General features: G+C 55.7%; 13 protein-coding genes. 6 read left to right on the top strand and 7 right to left on the bottom strand.

The window, feature by feature from the left end; translation table 11 throughout:
* Nucleotides 1-198 precede the first annotated feature (198 nt).
* From SACSAC_RS12875 to SACSAC_RS12850, 6 genes are all read right to left on the bottom strand, one after another.
* Nucleotides 199-831, bottom strand: coding sequence for a hypothetical protein (locus SACSAC_RS12875; protein ID WP_037286963.1), 633 nt, complete (start codon nucleotides 829-831; stop codon nucleotides 199-201).
* A 268-nt stretch (nucleotides 832-1,099) separates the two neighbouring features.
* Nucleotides 1,100-2,038, bottom strand: a complete 939-nt coding sequence (locus SACSAC_RS12870) for an aldo/keto reductase family protein (RefSeq protein WP_037286961.1) — start codon at nucleotides 2,036-2,038, stop codon at nucleotides 1,100-1,102.
* Between the two features lie 78 nt (nucleotides 2,039-2,116).
* On the bottom strand, nucleotides 2,117-3,148 hold the full coding sequence (locus SACSAC_RS12865) for a phosphotransferase family protein (protein ID WP_037286959.1): 1,032 nt from the start codon (nucleotides 3,146-3,148) through the stop codon (nucleotides 2,117-2,119).
* A 121-nt stretch (nucleotides 3,149-3,269) separates the two neighbouring features.
* Entirely contained in the window at nucleotides 3,270-3,464 is a 195-nt protein-coding gene (locus SACSAC_RS12860) for a Txe/YoeB family addiction module toxin (RefSeq protein ID WP_245608636.1), read from the bottom strand.
* Nucleotides 3,458-5,389, bottom strand: a complete 1,932-nt coding sequence (gene abc-f, locus SACSAC_RS12855; protein WP_245608635.1) for a ribosomal protection-like ABC-F family protein — start codon at nucleotides 5,387-5,389, stop codon at nucleotides 3,458-3,460. Before abc-f ends, SACSAC_RS12860 begins: the two co-directional genes overlap by 7 nt.
* A 223-nt stretch (nucleotides 5,390-5,612) precedes the next feature.
* Nucleotides 5,613-5,864 carry a hypothetical protein gene (locus tag SACSAC_RS12850; protein ID WP_037286957.1) on the bottom strand — a complete coding sequence of 84 codons (252 nt, stop codon included), beginning with the start codon at nucleotides 5,862-5,864 and terminating at the stop codon, nucleotides 5,613-5,615.
* 303 nt (nucleotides 5,865-6,167) lie between these two features.
* On the opposite strand from SACSAC_RS12850, the gene SACSAC_RS12845 reads away from it, so the two are divergent.
* Together SACSAC_RS12845 and SACSAC_RS12840 are read left to right on the top strand one after the other, a co-directional pair.
* Nucleotides 6,168-7,706 carry an FAD-dependent oxidoreductase gene (locus SACSAC_RS12845; RefSeq protein WP_037286954.1) on the top strand — a complete coding sequence of 513 codons (1,539 nt, stop codon included), beginning with the start codon at nucleotides 6,168-6,170 and terminating at the stop codon, nucleotides 7,704-7,706.
* Nucleotides 7,707-7,843: 137 nt separating this feature from the next.
* The gene (locus SACSAC_RS12840; protein ID WP_037286952.1) at nucleotides 7,844-10,147 is read left to right on the top strand and encodes a hypothetical protein; all 2,304 of its coding nucleotides are present in this window, start codon (nucleotides 7,844-7,846) and stop codon (nucleotides 10,145-10,147) included.
* Between the two features lie 92 nt (nucleotides 10,148-10,239).
* Here SACSAC_RS12840 and SACSAC_RS12835 read toward each other — a convergent pair whose 3' ends face one another.
* Nucleotides 10,240-10,938, bottom strand: a complete 699-nt coding sequence (locus SACSAC_RS12835) for a GntR family transcriptional regulator (RefSeq protein WP_051507091.1) — start codon at nucleotides 10,936-10,938, stop codon at nucleotides 10,240-10,242.
* Nucleotides 10,939-11,129: 191 nt separating this feature from the next.
* Here SACSAC_RS12835 and uxuA point away from each other — a divergent pair, with 191 nt between their 5' ends.
* The 4 genes from uxuA (at nucleotide 11,130) to SACSAC_RS12815 (ending at nucleotide 17,126) form a co-directional block, all read left to right on the top strand.
* Entirely contained in the window at nucleotides 11,130-12,245 is a 1,116-nt protein-coding gene (uxuA, locus tag SACSAC_RS12830; protein WP_051507090.1) for a mannonate dehydratase, read from the top strand.
* Nucleotides 12,229-14,079, top strand: coding sequence for a mannitol dehydrogenase family protein (locus tag SACSAC_RS12825; RefSeq protein ID WP_245608634.1), 1,851 nt, complete (start codon nucleotides 12,229-12,231; stop codon nucleotides 14,077-14,079). The genes uxuA and SACSAC_RS12825 overlap by 17 nt, the downstream gene beginning before the upstream one ends.
* Complete coding sequence (locus tag SACSAC_RS12820) at nucleotides 14,076-16,163, top strand: alpha-glucuronidase family glycosyl hydrolase (RefSeq protein WP_037286950.1); 2,088 nt, start codon at nucleotides 14,076-14,078, stop codon at nucleotides 16,161-16,163. The genes SACSAC_RS12825 and SACSAC_RS12820 overlap by 4 nt, the downstream gene beginning before the upstream one ends.
* A 156-nt stretch (nucleotides 16,164-16,319) precedes the next feature.
* Nucleotides 16,320-17,126, top strand: a complete 807-nt coding sequence (locus SACSAC_RS12815; RefSeq protein ID WP_037286948.1) for a Nif3-like dinuclear metal center hexameric protein — start codon at nucleotides 16,320-16,322, stop codon at nucleotides 17,124-17,126.
* Nucleotides 17,127-17,128: the final 2 nt, after the last annotated feature.

Genomic DNA, 17,128 nt, shown 5'->3' with positions numbered 1-17,128 from the left:
GCGCGTGTGGCAAGTCCCCATCCACCTTTTCGGCACAACGCCCATTATACCTATTGAGCGCCTGTCTAAGCAACGCAGTTGAGGGAAAATTAAACGATTCTTCAGGTTCTTAAGACTTTGCTGACATATGCAAGGCCGAATGCGGAATCAAAAAAGCATGCCGGAAAAACGATTCGGCATGCTTGACGCATTTTTCTATTATTGATGGAGTTGAGCCATCGTCTCCATAGCGGGCAGGGTTACCCAATCCGGCGCATCTTGCAATTCGGCACCTGTTTCTTCAGCAAACTCATCTTCGGGCGATGCCGCCGAGTACGCTTCTTCCAACAGGTGCAGCGACCGATGCAGCAGTATCGCATTACTGGCGATGAACAGCAAAGTGCCGAAGATTCGCACGCTGCTCAAGAAAAAGAAGCAGCCGAGCAGGGACAGAGCAAGCGGAATCAAAGCCGTGAGCTGACCGATCTCGCGTTTGCGGACAACGGATACGATCCGAGACGCCAATACGTACGCGCTGCCTGCAATGAAAAGAAAAGTTCCCGCCGGAACATCCCGCACGTAGTAAAAGCACGATCCGACCAAATAAAGCAGCAGCGGCAAAACTTCATGCAGCATTCCCGGTTCAAAATGCCGGACTCGGAACGCCGACAGTCGCAGTAAGGAGGCTACGCTCCCGGCGATAAAAAGCATGCTTCCGGTTTGCATTTCTCCCGCCAAAAAAAGCAAACTGCCGAGCAGATACACGGCGTTTAGGGTCGTGTCGTGCCATAAATTCATTCGGGCCAGGGACGAAGGTTGAAAAGTAGTTTGTCGAGTCGGCTCGGTCGCCATTTGTCGTATCCCCAATACATCATAATACTTACAATCCAATATATCGTGAAATAAGCGCCAACAAATAATAGCGATTTGCCGCATTTCGCAACAAAATTTTTCGAACTTTATTCACGCCGAAAAGCGCCGATCGCATTACTCGCGATCGGCGCCTGATATACCCTCTATGATTGCTAGTTTGTAAGCAGTCAGTGTGCCAAGAAAGTTACTTCGGCGGGGGAAGCGAGACGACTCCAGTTACATTAGGAGTTTTGGACAAGGTTCACTCTTACATTAGAATTTTCTCGATTCGCTCGAGCACGCCCGCATCCAGCTTGATCCCCGAAGCCGAAGCATTTTCCTTAACCTGCTCCGGACGGCTTGCGCCTACAAGCGCGCTGGCCACGTTCGGCTGACGCAGAATCCAGGCAATCGCCAATTGGCTCACCTTGATGCCCAATTCGTCCGCGATCTTCGACAACTCGCCTACTTTGGCGATCCGGTCTTGGTTGAGCTTCTCTTCGCTCCAGCCCAGCTTGGCCGCGCGGCTGTCCTGCGGCGCGGCCGCGCCCGGTTTGTATTTCCCGGTCAACAGACCTTGAGCCAGCGGCGAGTACACGACCTGACCGACGCCTTTGCGTTCGCCGAGCGGAATGATCTCCTGCTCGATGTAGCGATCGAACATATTGTAGACAGGCTGGTTCACTACGATGCGGTCCAGCAAATAACGGTCCGCCGTGCCGAGCGCTTCTTCGATCTGCGCCGCGGTCCATTGGCTCACGCCGATATACAGCACTTTGCCTTGACGCACCAGATCGTCGAGCGCGCGAAGCGTCTCGTAGACCGGAGTCTCGGCATGGTGGCGATGGCAATAATAGAGATCGATATAATCGTGACCGAGCCGCGACAAACTGGCATTGCACTGCTCCACGATATGTTTGCGCGACAAGCCGGAATCGTTGGGACCGTCGCCCATTTTGCCGAATACTTTGGTCGCCAGCACGTAGGATTCGCGCGGATAACGCTTCAACGCTTCGCCCACGACTTTCTCCGCTTCGCCGCGCTCGTACACATTGGCCGTATCGAAAAAGTTGATCCCTTCGTCATACGCCGCATGGATCGAGTTGACCGCGTTTTCGCGTTCCACGTATCCGCCGTACGTCAGCCAACTGCCCAAACTGATTTCGCTCACTTTAAGCCCTGTCCCGCCAAGTCTCCGATATTCCATTCGTCCATTCGCCTCCGTTTGTCTGTTTTCGGGTAAAAAAGCCTTCCTGTTCATCTTCGCCTATTTTAACGCGGTCGGTCAACCAACTTGGGTCGCGCGCAAAAAGCGTTCCCAGCCGTCTTGGAGATTGGTTTGCGCCCACTGCGTATGCTCTTCGCCGAAGCCGCGGTAATAGCATTCCACCCGCATGACCAGATCGAGGTACAGAGGATACAACGCCCGGCGAATTTTTTGCGAAGATTCGCTTCCTTCCGGCAAAGAAGTCCCGGCTACAGCCGAGTCCGCCTTCTGAGCCGCATCGACGATCCGCGTATCTGCTTCGGCATAGGCTTGTTCGAAAACGGGCGAGTAGCCGAATTTTCCGAAGCCGTATTCCATCAGCGGATCGGCCCAGAGCGCGCGTTCGAAATCGATCAGGCTTTCGACGTGCCCGTTTTTGACGAACACGTTGCCCGACCAGGAATCCCAATGGATCAGTCGCGGCGTCTTCACTTCGCGCAGCGCTGCCCGATGCTTTTCCAACTGCGAGTCCAGATCCTCGTAGCTCATCGGCAGTTCGATCCCGGCGTCTTTTCCGTCCTGCATCACGTCGCGCATCAGACCGATAAACGCTTCATCCCAAGCCGGCGAGTTGATCGCATTGGGCAAATAATAGCCGAACTCCGTTCCGGTAACCGAATGAATCTGCCGAAAATAACCGCCGAGCTCCCTGTCGATGATCTCTTTTTCCTGTTCGGGCATCTCTTCGCGAATCTTATCGTAGGAGACGCCGCTTAGTTTTTCCATCAAAAAGTATTCGCACGGCACGATCGTTTTCGACGCGTCATACGCATGGATGTCAGGCAGCGGTACGGTTCCGAGCGACTTCACTCTGCGCATGACCTCGACTTCCGTCCGCATGAGTCCCCGTTCGCAGCGCATTCGCCCTTCCTCCGACTCGGCTGCTGCTTTGAGCACCGCCGAACGTCCGTCCTCCAGATCGAGCACATACGCCGAATTGGCCCATCCCTCTCCCAGCTCTTGCGAACGCACGCATCCGCAGCCGAAATTCGCTTGAGCGATTCGCTGCAATTCGTCTTCGCTCATTCTTCTCTTGGTCACGCTATCCATATGCAGGTCTCCTTCGCGCTTTGTCTTTATCTGTCTTCAAACCATTTCGACAGCGAAGCAGCAGTCCCTTTTGTCAAAAAAGCAAATACCGACCGAACGCGAATCGTTCGGTCGGTACAGGTTAATCCCCGTAATGCTCTTTGCAGCCAATGATATAAATGCTTCCTTCATCGACCCTATAAATCAGATGGTCCTTATCCGTGATGCGACGACTCCAAAATCCCGATAATTCGTGGCGAAGCGGCTCCGGCTTTCCGATCCCCGAATATCCATTCCGCTCAATATCCTGAATAAGCGCATGAATCTTTTTCAACACCTTGCCCACTCCTCCATCAAAACGTCGATGCGCGCTTCCGCCTCTTCTTTTTCCGCCAACCATTCGCTGAGCTGCCGGGCATCCAGCGCGTGAACCGGATCGGCCAGCGCTTCTCCCAACTCCGCGGCACGCGCTTCCAACTCGGAGATCTCTTGTTCCAGCTTCGCGGGATCGCGCCTGATAACGCGATTTTGGGGCATTTTTGAATCGCCTGACCGCGTTTTCGGCTTGGAGCCTGTTTTTGGCGCTTGCTCTTTTCCGGAAAAGGGGTCTTTCGCCTTTTTGGCCTCGGCCAGCTTCTCCGCTTTCTTCCGCTCTTCCCGATACTCCTCATATCCGCCAAGCGTGGCGCGAAGCTCTCCGCCCTCCAACGCCCAAACCCGCTGCGCGATTCGATTGATAAAGAAGCGGTCGTGAGACACGGCCAGAATGGTGCCGTCGTATTCCTCCAACGCCTCCTCCAGCGCTTCGCGCGAAGCGATATCGAGATGGTTGGTCGGTTCGTCGAGCAGCAGCAGGTTGGGCTTCTGGCGCATCAACACGGCCAGCCGCAATCGGCTCCATTCCCCGCCGGACAGTCCGGCAACGGGCTTGAACACGTCTTTTCCGTAAAATAAAAATTGAGCCAGACGACTGCGGGACTCGCCTTCTTCCATCGCGGCCTGTTCCTTGTAGTAATCCAGCACGCTCGTGCGATTTTCCGGCGGCGCTTCCTCCTGAGCCAGATAACCTACGCGTACGCGCGAACCCAGACGCAGATCGCCGTCATCCGGCTTTTCTTGCCCCAATACCATGCGCATCAACGTTGTTTTGCCCGCACCGTTGCCGCCGATCAAGACGGCGCGTTCCCCGTAACGCAGCAGACCGCGAGCCTCGCGCAGCAGTATGCGTGACCCATATGCTTTATGAACGCCTTCGAGCGTCAATACATCTTCGCCCGTTCGTCCGTCGGTCTCCAGTGCCAGTCCGATCGCAGCTCGCTCCAGCACGGGACGCTTGACCTTTTCCATCCGATCCAACGCTTTTTGCAGCGAAGCGGCTTTACGGAAAAACTTCGGATTGTCGCCCTGCTTGCCCCACTCGATCAACCGCTTGATCGCCTCTTTCATCTGCTTGATGACTTTCTGCTGCTCCTTATATTCCTCGAATTGCCGCAGCAAACGAGCTTCTTTCTCTTCGCGGTATTGCGTGTATCCGAACGGGTAGACCGTTGCTTCTCCATCCTCCAGCTCCACAACCTTCCCAACCGTCTGCGTGAGGAAATAGCGGTCGTGCGAGACCACGATAATCGTCGCGGGCGATTCGCGAATGAATCCCTCCAGCCACGCTGCCGCTTCCATATCCAAATGGTTGGTCGGCTCGTCGAGCAGCAGCAGATCCGCTTCGCCCAACAGCAGAGCCGCAAGCGAGACTTTGGTCTTCTCCCCGCCCGATAATTCGGCAAAAGGCCGGGCTCGCTGCTCTGCCGGAATACCGAGGCCGGATGCGACCGCATCAACCTTCGCCGGAATCTCGTAACCTCCGGCACGCTCGAATGCTTCCTGAGCCTCCCCATACTCGCGCAGCAGTCGGTCAAGCGCAGCCCCTTCCGCTGATCCCATCCCCGTCTCCAGCTCGCGCTGCCGTTCTTGCAGAGCCAGCACTTGCGCAAAGACATCCAACAGCACATCGCCCACGCTTCGCTGACCGTAGTCCGGGATCTGATCCAACACGCCTACGGTCGCGCCGCGGCGCAGCGATACCGTGCCTTCATCCGGCGTCTCCAGCCCGGATAACAGGCGGAACAACGTTGATTTGCCTGCGCCGTTGCCGCCGAGCAGCCCGACCTTTTCTCCGTCATACACATCGAACGACACCTCGCTGAGCACTTCCTGTGCCCCGTAATACTTTTTCACCTGATGACAGCCGATCATTAACATCTTCATTCATCCTCTCGTTAAGAGTTATTTTTGAAATTGGGTACGCGATGCGAGTTTTCGGGACATTTCCCGGCGGCTGCCAAACAGGCTGTGGAAAAACAAATACGCAAAAAGACCGCAAGGGAAATGTCCCTTACGGCCTCGAATGATTAGATTAGATCTTGCACCCATACGCGCGGCCCGGCATGCCGGACCTTTTTACGACGGAACCCGTCGGGTTCTCAAAAGGTCAAGGCTGCGGAAAACAAAGCGGCCGCGCGAAAAGCGCTGACCCAATCCGCAGATGCGAGACAGGAGCGACATTTCGCTGTTCATTCCGAATTGTGGACAGACGGGTGCCCTTCACAAATTTCAGCGCTGCAAGCTCAAATTTGGACAGACTGATCCCGTTATGCATCACGGAATGAACAATGCCGCTCAGTGCCGTCGGCAACTGATTAAGCACTACAAATAAACTTGCAAGCGATTCTTTTTGTCGCATCCTATCTCACCTCCTTGTCGTCGTATGGGTTCATCTTAACTGCGTGCTGCGCCGGATGGCAAGCTTTTTTTCTCCTAGTACCTTATCAACGCTAAAAGTAAGGTTATGTTCGCCTGAAACCCACCTAAAGCGTGTGGGCTTCAGGCGAACATAATCCTATGATTAAGAGTTGATAAGGTACTGGATATACGCCTCCGCCTCTCTCAAGTCGATCCTTTGCTTCGTTTCTGAATTCGCCGGAGTGGTAAATAAGAAAGGTAGAGTTCAACTATCACGAAGCGAACCTGAGGAGGCCGAACCGTCATGAGCGAAAAATTCAACGTTCCATCCGAACTTCCGAGGTATCCCCGTTCCATGTGGAGATCCGTTACAACGCTACCTACCTTCCCCGAGCTAAAAGAAGAGATCAAAGTAGACGCAGCCGTAATCGGTGCGGGCATCGCCGGCGTGACGACTGCCTACCTGCTTTCTCTGGAAGGCTATAAAGTCGCCCTGGTCGATGCCAGCGAGATTCTGAGCGGCACGACCGGCTTCACGACAGCCAAAATTTCGGCGCAGCACGGCTTGATTTACAGCGAATTGCTGAGCAATTTCCGCCCCGAGATCCCGAGATCGTACTACGAAGCCAACATGGAAGGACTGCGCTTTATCCGCGAGATGGTGGAGACGCACGGCATCGACTGCGATTTCAAAGAAGAAACGGCTTATTTGTACACCAATCAGGAAGACAAGCTGGACGATCTGCGCAAAGAGTTCGACGCTTATCAGGAACTCGGCATTCCGGGGCAATGGCACGATTCGCTTCCGATTCCGGTCGACGCGATCGGGGCTATCTCCATGCCGGGACAAGCCCAGTTCAACCCGATCAAATACCTGAAGTTCCTGGTGGAGAAATTCATCGAAAACGGCGGCTTGATCTACGAAAACACGACGATCGAAGGCGCGGTCTACGGCAAGCCGATCAAAGCCTACACGATCGACGCGGAGCTGCAAATCAACTGCAACGAGATGATCGTCACGACGCATTATCCGTTCTGGAACGTGCCGGCCGGTTACTTCTCGCGCCTGAACGTCGAACGCTCGTACGCTCTGGTGGTCAAGCCTGAAACGACCTTCCACGGCGGCATGTACCTGAATATCGACGACGAAAAGCGCTCGATCCGTTCCGCGACGTTCGAAGGCGAAGAAGTGCTGATCGTCGGCGGCGAAAATCACGTGCCGGGCAAAAGCGACAATACCTTCGACCACTACCTGGAGTTGGAAAAATTCGCGGGCAAAACGTTCGGTTCGCGCGAAATTCCGTTCCGTTGGTCGGCGCAGGACATTACTACATTGGACAAAATCCCTTATATCGGACCGTTGTCGGCGGACTACCCGTTCGCGTTCATCGCGACCGGATTCAATAAGTGGGGCATGACCAACGGCACGTTCGCCGGACTGCTGCTGCGCGACAACGTCCTTCGCCGCTCGAATCCGCATATGGAAACGTTCAATCCGGGACGCTTCAACGACAAGAGCTTGGCGCAGAACCTGGCGACCGGCGTGAAAATGGCAAAAGAACTGATCGCGGGCAAGTTTGCCGGCGCGCACGAGAAAATCGACAGTCTGGAGCCGGACGAAGGCGGAATGGTTCGTCATAACGGCAAAAAAGTCGGCGCTTACCGCGACCCGAAAGGCGAGTTGTTCCTCGTCGATACGACATGCACCCATATGGGCTGCGAGACGGCCTGGAACGAAGCCGAGCGTTCATGGGACTGCCCGTGCCACGGCTCCCGCTTCTCGTACACGGGCGAAGTTCTCGAAGGCCCGGCGACCGATCCGCTGGAACGCATCAAAGAATAATCCATTGAACTTGATCCATTGTTAACGTCGACCCGAACCCCCGCTTTCCCACTTGAGGAAACGGGGGTTCTTTTGACCATCCTCATCATGTAGAATAATGGTAAATCATTCCGATATTACGCAAACCGAGGTGGCGCATGAGTTCCCGCAAAAAATTCCGCAGACCGAAGCAAATTCCCTATGTGTTCCTGAGCTTTCTCGGCATCGTCGTTTTGGCATTGGTCGGCATGCTCGTCTGGCGCCTTGCGGGTCCCGATACCGCTTCGCCGGCGAATACCGATCCGACCGCCGACTCCGGCGGCGGCATTCCTGAAGCCCGGGTTCCCGTTTTCGAAGAAAACGGCATCAAGCGAACGGCATCCGTCGTGGACGGGCAGCTTGCCGTATACGACGGCAACGACTGGCAAAAGTCGTTCTGGCCGGGCATCAACTTCGGCGCCACGACGCCGGGACATTACCCGGGACAGGTATCCCCGACCAAAGAAGACTATCTCCGTTGGTTCCCGATGATGCAGGATATGAACATCAAGGCCGTGCGGATCTACACGATCCTGCCGCCGGACTTTTACGAAGCGCTGGCAGAGTACAATGCCGGCCAAGAAGAACCTTTGATGCTGATGCAGGGAATCTGGTCGCCGGAGGAAGAATTGATCGGCGCGGACGGCGGCGGCAGGGATGCCTTTACCCAGACGATCAAGACCGGCTTCGAAAAAGAAATCCGAGACGCGGCCGCCGTCGTTCACGGCCAAGCCGATCTTCCCGCGAATGCCGGGCATGCTTCAGGCACGTATACGGCCGACGTATCGCCTTACCTGCTCGGTTGGGTGCTGGGCACGGAATGGTATCCGTACACCGTCCAGGCCACTAATGAAGCTCATGCGGGACTGCAACCCTACGCGGGTGAGTACTTCCGCGCCGAAGCCGATGCTTCCCCGTTTGAAAGCTGGCTGGCGGAAATGCTCGACGTGCTGGCGACGGAAGATATGAAATACGGCTGGCAGCATCCGATTTCGTTCACGAACTGGGTCACGACGGATCCGCTCGACCATCCGAACGAACCGCTGGAACAAGAAGATCTGGTCCCGGTCGATCCGATGCACATGGAGCCCACGGATTCCTGGACAGCCGGATATTTCGCTTCGTACCACGTCTATCCGTACTACCCCGACTCTCTTCGCCGGGATCAGAAATATCTCGATTACGTGAACGACGAAGGCGTCAACGATCCGTATGCCGGTTATCTGCACGAGCTGCGCGAGCATCACAAAGGCATTCCGCTCATTATCGCCGAATTCGGCATGCCGAGTTCGCGCGGCATTGCCCACTACGGTCTGCTCGGCCGCAGCCAAGGCATGCATACCGAGAAGCAGCAGGGCGAGCTGAACGCGGGCATGCTGCATCAGATCTATAACGAGGATTACGACGGCGCGATGCTGTTCGAATGGCAGGACGAATGGTTCAAGTTCACGTGGAACACCATCGAACTTGAAGTGCCGGGCGATCGGCGGGCCATGTGGCGCAACCGCCTGACGAACGAAGAGCATTTCGGCGTTCTGGCGATCGAGCCGGAAGAAAGCCCGGAACAGCTGATGACCATCGACGGAAAAACCGACGATTGGGAAAAGCGAGGCTTAGTAGCGGAAGACGTCGGAAACGGTCTGCGCATGGCGATGACCAGCGATTCTTCCGACCTGTATGTCCTGCTGCAAAAAGACGGCGGAGACTGGAACTTCGACGAAGACGTGCTGACGCTCGGATTCGACACGACGCCGGGCGGCAGTACCGCCGCAAAGATCGCGCCGGGCATCGAGTTCGACGGAGGCCAAGAATTCCTGGCCCGCTTCGAAGCCGGCCAAGGCGGACGCCTGTACGTCAACAGCGCTTATGATCAGTTCAGTTGGCTGTACGGCTATAAGTTAAAATCCGTGCCGTATAAAGCGGAATACGCCGATGAAGAAGCCGGAATCTTCCTGCCCTGGAAGCTGGCACTGAACCGGGCGTTGTACCTGCCGCAAAGCAAAGTCACCGCTCCGTTCGAGGCTTACGACGTCGGCAAGCTGCATTGGGGTACCAACGATCCCGAAAATGAAAAGTTCAACAATTTGTCCGACTGGTACGTGCAAGGCGATACTTTGGAGCTGCGCATTCCATGGATGCTGCTCGGCTTCACGGACCCCAGCAAGCTGCAAGTTTGGAAGTACCCGTACGGCACGGAAGCCGTCACGCCGATCGACACGAACGGCGTATCCGTCTCCGCGGTGCTGTCGGAAACGGGTTCCGAAAGCTCCGGTAAAGCGCCGGCCAATCCGGTTTCCAAATCTTATACCTGGGACGCCTGGGATCTGCCGCCTTACCATGAACGGCAGAAGAAAAGCTTCGACATTCTCAAAGACGCTTTCGCCGAATACGACAAACCGGTCAAAGGATCGGCGCGCGAATAGCCCTTCCGGGAAGCCGACTTTTATGCGTACCGGCTTCCTTTTCGACACAAACAGGCCTGACCGGATTCTTTTCCGGTCAGGCCTGTTTTCATTCATGTCCGATCCGCCGGCTCCGACGAATCGAAGCTTGGCAGGTTCAGATACTCCGCAAAGTTTTCCAATAAGTAAGCCGTATTGATATCCTCGTGCAAATGATGCTCCACGATCTCATTGACCCGCTCCGCATTCCGCCCGATCACGCTGTCGAGAATTGAACGATGCTCTGCAAGAATCTCTTTCAGCTTTTCCTTTTTCAGCAGATGCAACCGCCGATAGCGGGCATAGTGCGCATTGGACTGCTGAATCAGATCCCATAAAAACACTCGCCCGGCTAACGCGAACAAAGCTTTGTGGAACGCGTCGTCCAGTTGCAAAAAAGCTTCGTGCGCATGTTCCTCCCGAATCGCCTTTTCCTGACGTTCCAAAATCTCTTTCAGCTCCAGCACTCCTCGAAGCGGCAGCGGAGACGTATGGGAAGCCAGGTTTTTGATCATGTCTTTTTCCAAAGTGCTGCGCAAATAAATAATCTGCTCCACCGATTCCAGATCGATATACGAGACCAGATTTCCCCGCTTCGGATACACGTCGATATACCCTTCATGCGCAAGCTGCTTAAGCACGTCCCGCAGCGGCGTACGCGAAATTTCGAAACGCTCCGACAAAGCCGTCTCGCTGAGTATGCTGCCCGGCTTCAGCTCAAGCGTTAAAATTTCGTTCCTCAATTGACGTAAAATGTCCGCCTTGCTGGTCATGCCCTCGCCCTCTTTCCTTGATGACGTCCTCTGCCGCCTCTATTCACAAGTAGTATACAATGTTTCTTCCCAAACAAAAATAAGCGCTCTCAAAAAGAATTGACATAAAGAGGGAACAGCACTATGCTATAGCTGTTCTTGTATACAAGACTTGTCGGAAAATGAAATCCAAGCACTTGGGAGGCTATTTCATGAAAATGACCTGGCGATGGTACGGTGAAGGCAACGACAATATTACGCTCGATCAAATTCGTCAAATCCCGGGCGTAAGCGGAATTGTATGGTCCCTGCATCACAAAACGGCAGGCGAAGTTTGGGAAGAAAACGAGATCCTTGCAGAAACCGAACAGATCAAAGCCAAAGGATTCTCCGTGGCTGTGGTGGAGAGCGTGAACGTCCATGACGATATTAAGATCGGACTGCCTTCGCGCGATCATTACATTGAGATCTATGCCGATACGATTCGCAAGCTTGCTGCGGTCGGCGTTGAAGTCGTCTGCTATAACTTTATGCCGATCTTCGACTGGACGCGCACCAACCTCTACTATCCGCTGCCGGACGGTTCGAACGCTTTATTTTATGAAAAGGCTTCCATTGCTGCCGATCCTCATGAGATGGCGGAGATGATCATACGCGGCGGCGGCGATTTTACCATACCGGGGTGGGAACCGGACCGGTTATCGCGACTGGACGAGTTGTTCGCGGCTTACGCCGATGTCACCGAGGAGAAGCTGTTCGATAATCTGGTTTACTTTCTGCAAAAATTGATGCCGATCTGCGAGGAATGCGGAATCAAGATGGCGATCCATCCGGATGATCCGGCTTGGCCGATCTTCGGACTTCCGCGCATCGTGCGCAGCCGGGATACGATTCGCAGATTGCTGAACGCCGTGGACAACCCGCACAACGGTCTGACCTTCTGCTCCGGTTCGCTGGGAACGAATCCGCAAAACGATCTGCCGGCCATTCTCCGCGAGTTCAAAGATCGGATCTACTTCGCGCATCTGCGCAACGTGAAAATTTTCGACAACGGCGATTTCGTCGAAGTATCTCATAAGCTCGGCGACGGAAACGTAAATCTGCCGGAATTGGTTCGCGTGCTGCACGAGAACGGATACGAAGGCTACGCGCGACCGGATCACGGGCGCCATCTCTGGGGGGAAGAAGCCCGCTGCCGACCCGGATACGGATTGTATGATCGGGCTTTCGGGGTCATGTATCTGCTCGGGGTTTGGGACGGACTGGAAAATGCCAAGCGGCAAGCCATGCAAACAAGAGGAGGCGAAATCCGTGTTGGAGCTGAGTGAACGAGGACTGGAGCAGGTTGAGGCCTGGGCCGCAGCCGGCGTCGAACTTCACAAGTTCGATCGCAGACAGGTTGCGGAGAATACGCGGGATCGCCCGCGCTGGATTCACTTCGGAGCAGGTAACATTTTCCGCAGTCTAATCGCAAAAGCGCACCAAAAGTTGCTGAACCAAGCGCTTGCGGATACCGGCATTATCGCGGCAGGCACTCCCGGTTCGGAAACGATCGATCGCGTGTATCAGCCGCATGATAATTTGACGCTGTTGGTCGAAATGGACGCCAGGGGCAACTTGCGAAAAGAAATTCTCGCCAGCGTAGCGGAAGCACTCTATGCCGATCCGCTGCGCACGGACGACTATGCTCGCTTGGTAAGCGCATTTGAAAACCCAAGCCTCCAGCTGGTCTCCTTAACTGTCACGGAAAAAGGTTACGCGCTGACCGAGACTGGCGGCGGGTATACGGAAGAAGCGTTGCGGAATTTCGAAGCCGGACCGGAAAGATGCGAAAACGTGATGGCCGTAGTCGCTGCCCTGGCCCTTCGCCGCTATCGCGCAGGAGCCTCGCCGCTGGCCTTCGTCAGTCTGGACAATTGTCCGCATAACGGCGACGTGCTGCGAAAAAGTCTGATCACGGTCGCGAAAGAATGGGCGATCCGTGGACATGCGGAAAACGAATTCGTGCATTACTTGGAAGATCGAAGCCGGGTTTCTTTTCCGCTGACGATGATCGACAAAATCACGCCGCGCCCGTCTCCCCTTATCCGGGAAGAGCTGACGCGGCTCGGCATAGGCGGCATGGAGGAGACGACATCCTCCCGCCATACATACGCCGCTCCGTTCGTGAATGCCGAGAACGCGGAATACCTGGTGATCGAAGACGACTTCCCGGCAGGCCGACCGCCTCTCGAAGCGGCAGGCATCCTGCTGACCGACCGGGACACGGTCAACCGTACCGATACGATGAAGGTTACCGCTTGCCTCAATCCGCTGCATACGGCATTGGCCGTAACCGGATGCCTGCTCGGCTACCAGCGGATCTCCGACGAGATGCGCGATCCGCTCCTCCGAGCTTTGGCCGAACGGATCGGCAGAAACGAAGGTCTGCCCGTTGTCGTCGATCCGGGTATTTTGTCTCCCGAAAAGTTTCTGGACGAGGTCTTAAACGAGCGATTCCCCAACCCGTTTATCCCGGATACGCCGCAGCGCATCGCTTCGGACACGTCGAAAAAAATCGGCATTCGGTTCGGACATACCCTTCGCGCCTATACGGAACGGGAAGATCTGCAAGCCGCCGATCTGGTGGCGATCCCGTTGGCGATCGCGGCATGGTGCCGATACTTGCTGGGCGTCGATGACGAAGGTCGTCCGTTCGAGCCGAGCCCCGACCCGATGTTGGGGGAGCTGAGACGGCGGTTGGCTTCTCCGTCGGATCAAGCCGGCATGGCCGGCAGCGCAGCGGAAACAGCTGATGAAGTACCGAACGTTCGCGCTACTTTCGCGAACGACGCATTGTTCGGTACAACACCGAACGTTCGCGAGATTCCAGCGAACGGCGAATGGTTCGGTACAGTACCGAACGTTCGCCAGATTCCAGCGAACGACGCATTGTTCGGTACAACACCGAACGTTCGCGCCGTTCTGACGGACTCCGAATTATTCGGAGTCGATCTTTACGCGGCGGGTCTGGGCGGCAAGATCGAAAAAATGTTCTTCGATATGCTGAACGGACCCGGAGCCGTACGCCGAACATTGGAACGGGAGCTTGGGCTTGAGCGCCCTGATCCTCAAGCGCATCAAGACGCCGCCCCTCCCGCCGAAAGGAGCAAACAGCCATGACTTCCTTATCGAGAGGCCGCGCAGCGTGGCTTCCGGCCGAGCGCTGGCAAGACCCTGAACGAATCGAACATTGGCGCCCGCTGTTTGAACGAATCGACGCCCGTATGGAGCTTCGTCCCGAAGGTCCCGGCGCCTCTGCTTTGCAAGAACTGGTCGGCGGGATCAAGACGCTGACCGGACTGTCGCCGTCGCTCGCGCTGAAAGCCGGTGCGCCCGTGCTGATCCTGGGTTCGCCCGAAGCGGCCCAACAGTCATTCGACGAATGGAACACGCGCCCTTTGCCGGAAGAAGCCTATGCGCTGCGAATCAAAATGGCGGACGAAGAAGCTTCGGGGCAAAACAGCATGTATGCCGTCTTGCGCGGCGGCTCGGAACGAGGACTTCTGTACGGAGTCTTCGCTTTGCTCCGCCTGATCGGTACCGAGCCGCAGGGCCCGTACGAGTTGGATGTTGTAGAAACACCCGGCAATCCCTTACGCATGATCGACCAATGGGACAATATGGACGGTAGCGTAGAGCGCGGTTACTCCGGCAATTCGATCTTTTACCGGGAAAATCGAATCTTGCCGGAATCGAAAAGAATCGCCGACTATGCGAGATTGTTGGCTTCGGTCGGCATCAACGCGATCTCGGTCAATAACGTCAACGTGCACCGGGAGGAAACGAAACTGATTACCTCTTCCCTGCTGCCCGACGTCAAACGCTTAAGCGATGTATTCGGGCGATACGGCATCCGAATGTTCCTGAGCGTCAACTATGCCGCTCCGATCGAGCTCGGGGAGCTTGATACGGCCGATCCGCTGAACGAAGACGTCAAGCGGTGGTGGCAGCGCAAAGCCGAAGAGATCTACGCGGCGGTGCCGGAACTCGGCGGTTTCGTGGTCAAAGCCGATTCCGAGAACCGCCCCGGCCCGTTCACTTACGGACGCGATCACGCCGACGGCGCCAATCTGCTGGCCGACGCTTTGGCTCCGTTTGGCGGAACGGTACTCTGGCGCTGCTTCGTGTACGACTGTCATCAGGATTGGCGGGATCGCTCCACGGATCGCGCAAGAGCCGCTTACGATCATTTCCGGGAGTTGGACGGCCGATTCCGCGACAACGTCGTTTTGCAAATCAAAAACGGACCGATGGACTTCCAGGTACGCGAGCCGGTATCGCCGTTATTCGGCGCCATGCCGCAGACGAATCAGATGATGGAGTTCCAGATCGCGCAGGAGTATACCGGGCAACAGAAGGATGTATGTTTCCTTGTTCCGCAGTGGAAAAAATCGCTGGACTTCGATACCTTGCTGAACGGAGCAGGCAGCACGGTCGCAAAAATCGCGGCCGGAAAAGTCTATCCGTTCACCCGAAGCGGCGTTGCGGCGGTGTCCAACATCGGCGACGACGACAATTGGACCGGACATCATCTGGCGCAGGCCAATTTGTTCGGCTTCGGTCGTCTGGCCTGGAATCCGGAACTGGAATCGGAGACGATCGCCGAAGAATGGAGCGCGCTGACGTTCGGCGCGAATACAAGCGCCGCGAATTTCGTCAAAGAGCTGCTGCTGGAATCGTGGCCGGTATACGAAAGCTATACCGCTCCCCTCGGCGTCGGCTGGATGGTGCAGCCGCATTACCATTACGCCGTCGACGTGGACGGCTACGAGTATTCGAAATGGGGCACCTATCACTTCGCCGACCGGGACGGGATCGGCGTTGACCGGACGATCGCGACCGGGACAGGTTATACCGGACAATATGCGGACGAGAACCGGGATCTCTATGATTCGTTGGACGAATGCCCGGACGAGCTGCTGCTCTTTTTCCATCATGTGCCTTATACGCATGTGCTGAAGTCAGGCAAGACGGTGATCCAGCATATCTATGATAGCCGCTTCGAAGGCACGGAAAAGGTGGAGCGCTGGATAGCACGTTGGCGGGAGCTGGAGAACGAAGTCGACCCGGAACGCTTCCTGCATATTTTGCGACGTCTGGAAGGTCAGTCGGAAAATGCGAAACAGTGGCGGGATGCGGTAAACACCTACTTTTACCGCAAATCAGGCATTCCGGATGAACGCGAGCGAACCCTTTACGCTTGATCGGCTATAGACACCGACATATGAAAAAGCAAGCAGACTCAGGCCCGGTCGCCGCAGCGCGCCCGGGAACTTTTTATAAAAAAAACAGAGAATGGAAAATTTCAAGTGTCTCGTCGTTTCTACGCGTTTACATAAGGACTAAGGAGGATCGACGCCATGACTCCACTCACGACCGTGCAGACGGTCATCGACGCACTGACGGCGAACATATGCACCGTATTGCCTGAAACCACGGTAGATCGGCTGCTGATTGGCGATTCGAGCAGGCCCGTTACCGGAATTGTAACGACATTCATGCCGACGTTATCGATCGCGCGCCAAGCCAAATCGCTCGGAGCCAATCTGATGATCGGGCATGAAGGACTTTTTTTCTCCCATCACGGGCGTTCTGACGGATCGCCGGAAGGCGAGATTGAACGAATGAAGCGGCAGCAGCTTGAAGACTTGGACATCGCGATCTTCCGCTTGCACGACGGTATTCATCGCTATTCCCCGGACGGGATCACCGAAGGACTGGTCGCCAAGTCGGGCTGGTCCGCCCATGTTCGCGAGCATCGGCAAGAAGCCTGTTTACTCGACATTCCTTCCGCCCCATTGCGTGAAATCGCTAGGGAACTCAAAGCGCGACTCGGACTCGCATACATAAGAATCTCAGGCAACCCAGAAGCGGTCTTTTCGCGCGTGGGACTCTTGGCTGGCTATCGGGGCGGTGGACGACTGACGATTCCGCTTCTGGAGTCGGGAGACGCGGATCTTATCATTTATGGAGAAGGACCCGAATGGGAAACGCCCGAGTATGTACGCGAAGCAACCCGGATCGGACGACCGTACGGACTGATCGTGCTCGGCCATGCGGAAAGCGAAGATCCCGGGATGGAGTTTCTCGCCGAATCGTTGTCTACCCTTTTCCCCCATATTCCGGTTCGCCATTTGCGGGAAGAACCCTTACTCCGAGTTTTGTAGCT

Source organism: Saccharibacillus sacchari DSM 19268 (assembly GCF_000585395.1).
In the GTDB taxonomy this organism is placed as follows: domain Bacteria; phylum Bacillota; class Bacilli; order Paenibacillales; family Paenibacillaceae; genus Saccharibacillus; species Saccharibacillus sacchari.
Note: the sequence above shows the minus strand (reverse complement) of the source record. Positions and strands in the feature narration are given on the sequence as shown.

What these genes read in the sequence shown, in the direction of transcription:
- SACSAC_RS12875 (WP_037286963.1), bottom strand. Translation starts at nt 831, where the DNA reads ATGGCGACCGAGCCGACTCGACAAACTACTTTTCAACCTTCGTCCCTG.
- SACSAC_RS12870 (WP_037286961.1), bottom strand. Translation starts at nt 2,038, where the DNA reads ATGGAATATCGGAGACTTGGCGGGACAGGGCTTAAAGTGAGCGAAATC.
- SACSAC_RS12865 (WP_037286959.1), bottom strand. Translation starts at nt 3,148, where the DNA reads ATGGATAGCGTGACCAAGAGAAGAATGAGCGAAGACGAATTGCAGCGA.
- abc-f (WP_245608635.1), bottom strand. Translation starts at nt 5,389, where the DNA reads ATGAAGATGTTAATGATCGGCTGTCATCAGGTGAAAAAGTATTACGGG.
- SACSAC_RS12850 (WP_037286957.1), bottom strand. Translation starts at nt 5,864, where the DNA reads ATGCGACAAAAAGAATCGCTTGCAAGTTTATTTGTAGTGCTTAATCAG.
- SACSAC_RS12845 (WP_037286954.1), top strand. Translation starts at nt 6,168, where the DNA reads ATGAGCGAAAAATTCAACGTTCCATCCGAACTTCCGAGGTATCCCCGT.
- SACSAC_RS12840 (WP_037286952.1), top strand. Translation starts at nt 7,844, where the DNA reads ATGAGTTCCCGCAAAAAATTCCGCAGACCGAAGCAAATTCCCTATGTG.
- SACSAC_RS12835 (WP_051507091.1), bottom strand. Translation starts at nt 10,938, where the DNA reads ATGACCAGCAAGGCGGACATTTTACGTCAATTGAGGAACGAAATTTTA.
- uxuA (WP_051507090.1), top strand. Translation starts at nt 11,130, where the DNA reads ATGAAAATGACCTGGCGATGGTACGGTGAAGGCAACGACAATATTACG.
- SACSAC_RS12820 (WP_037286950.1), top strand. Translation starts at nt 14,076, where the DNA reads ATGACTTCCTTATCGAGAGGCCGCGCAGCGTGGCTTCCGGCCGAGCGC.
- SACSAC_RS12815 (WP_037286948.1), top strand. Translation starts at nt 16,320, where the DNA reads ATGACTCCACTCACGACCGTGCAGACGGTCATCGACGCACTGACGGCG.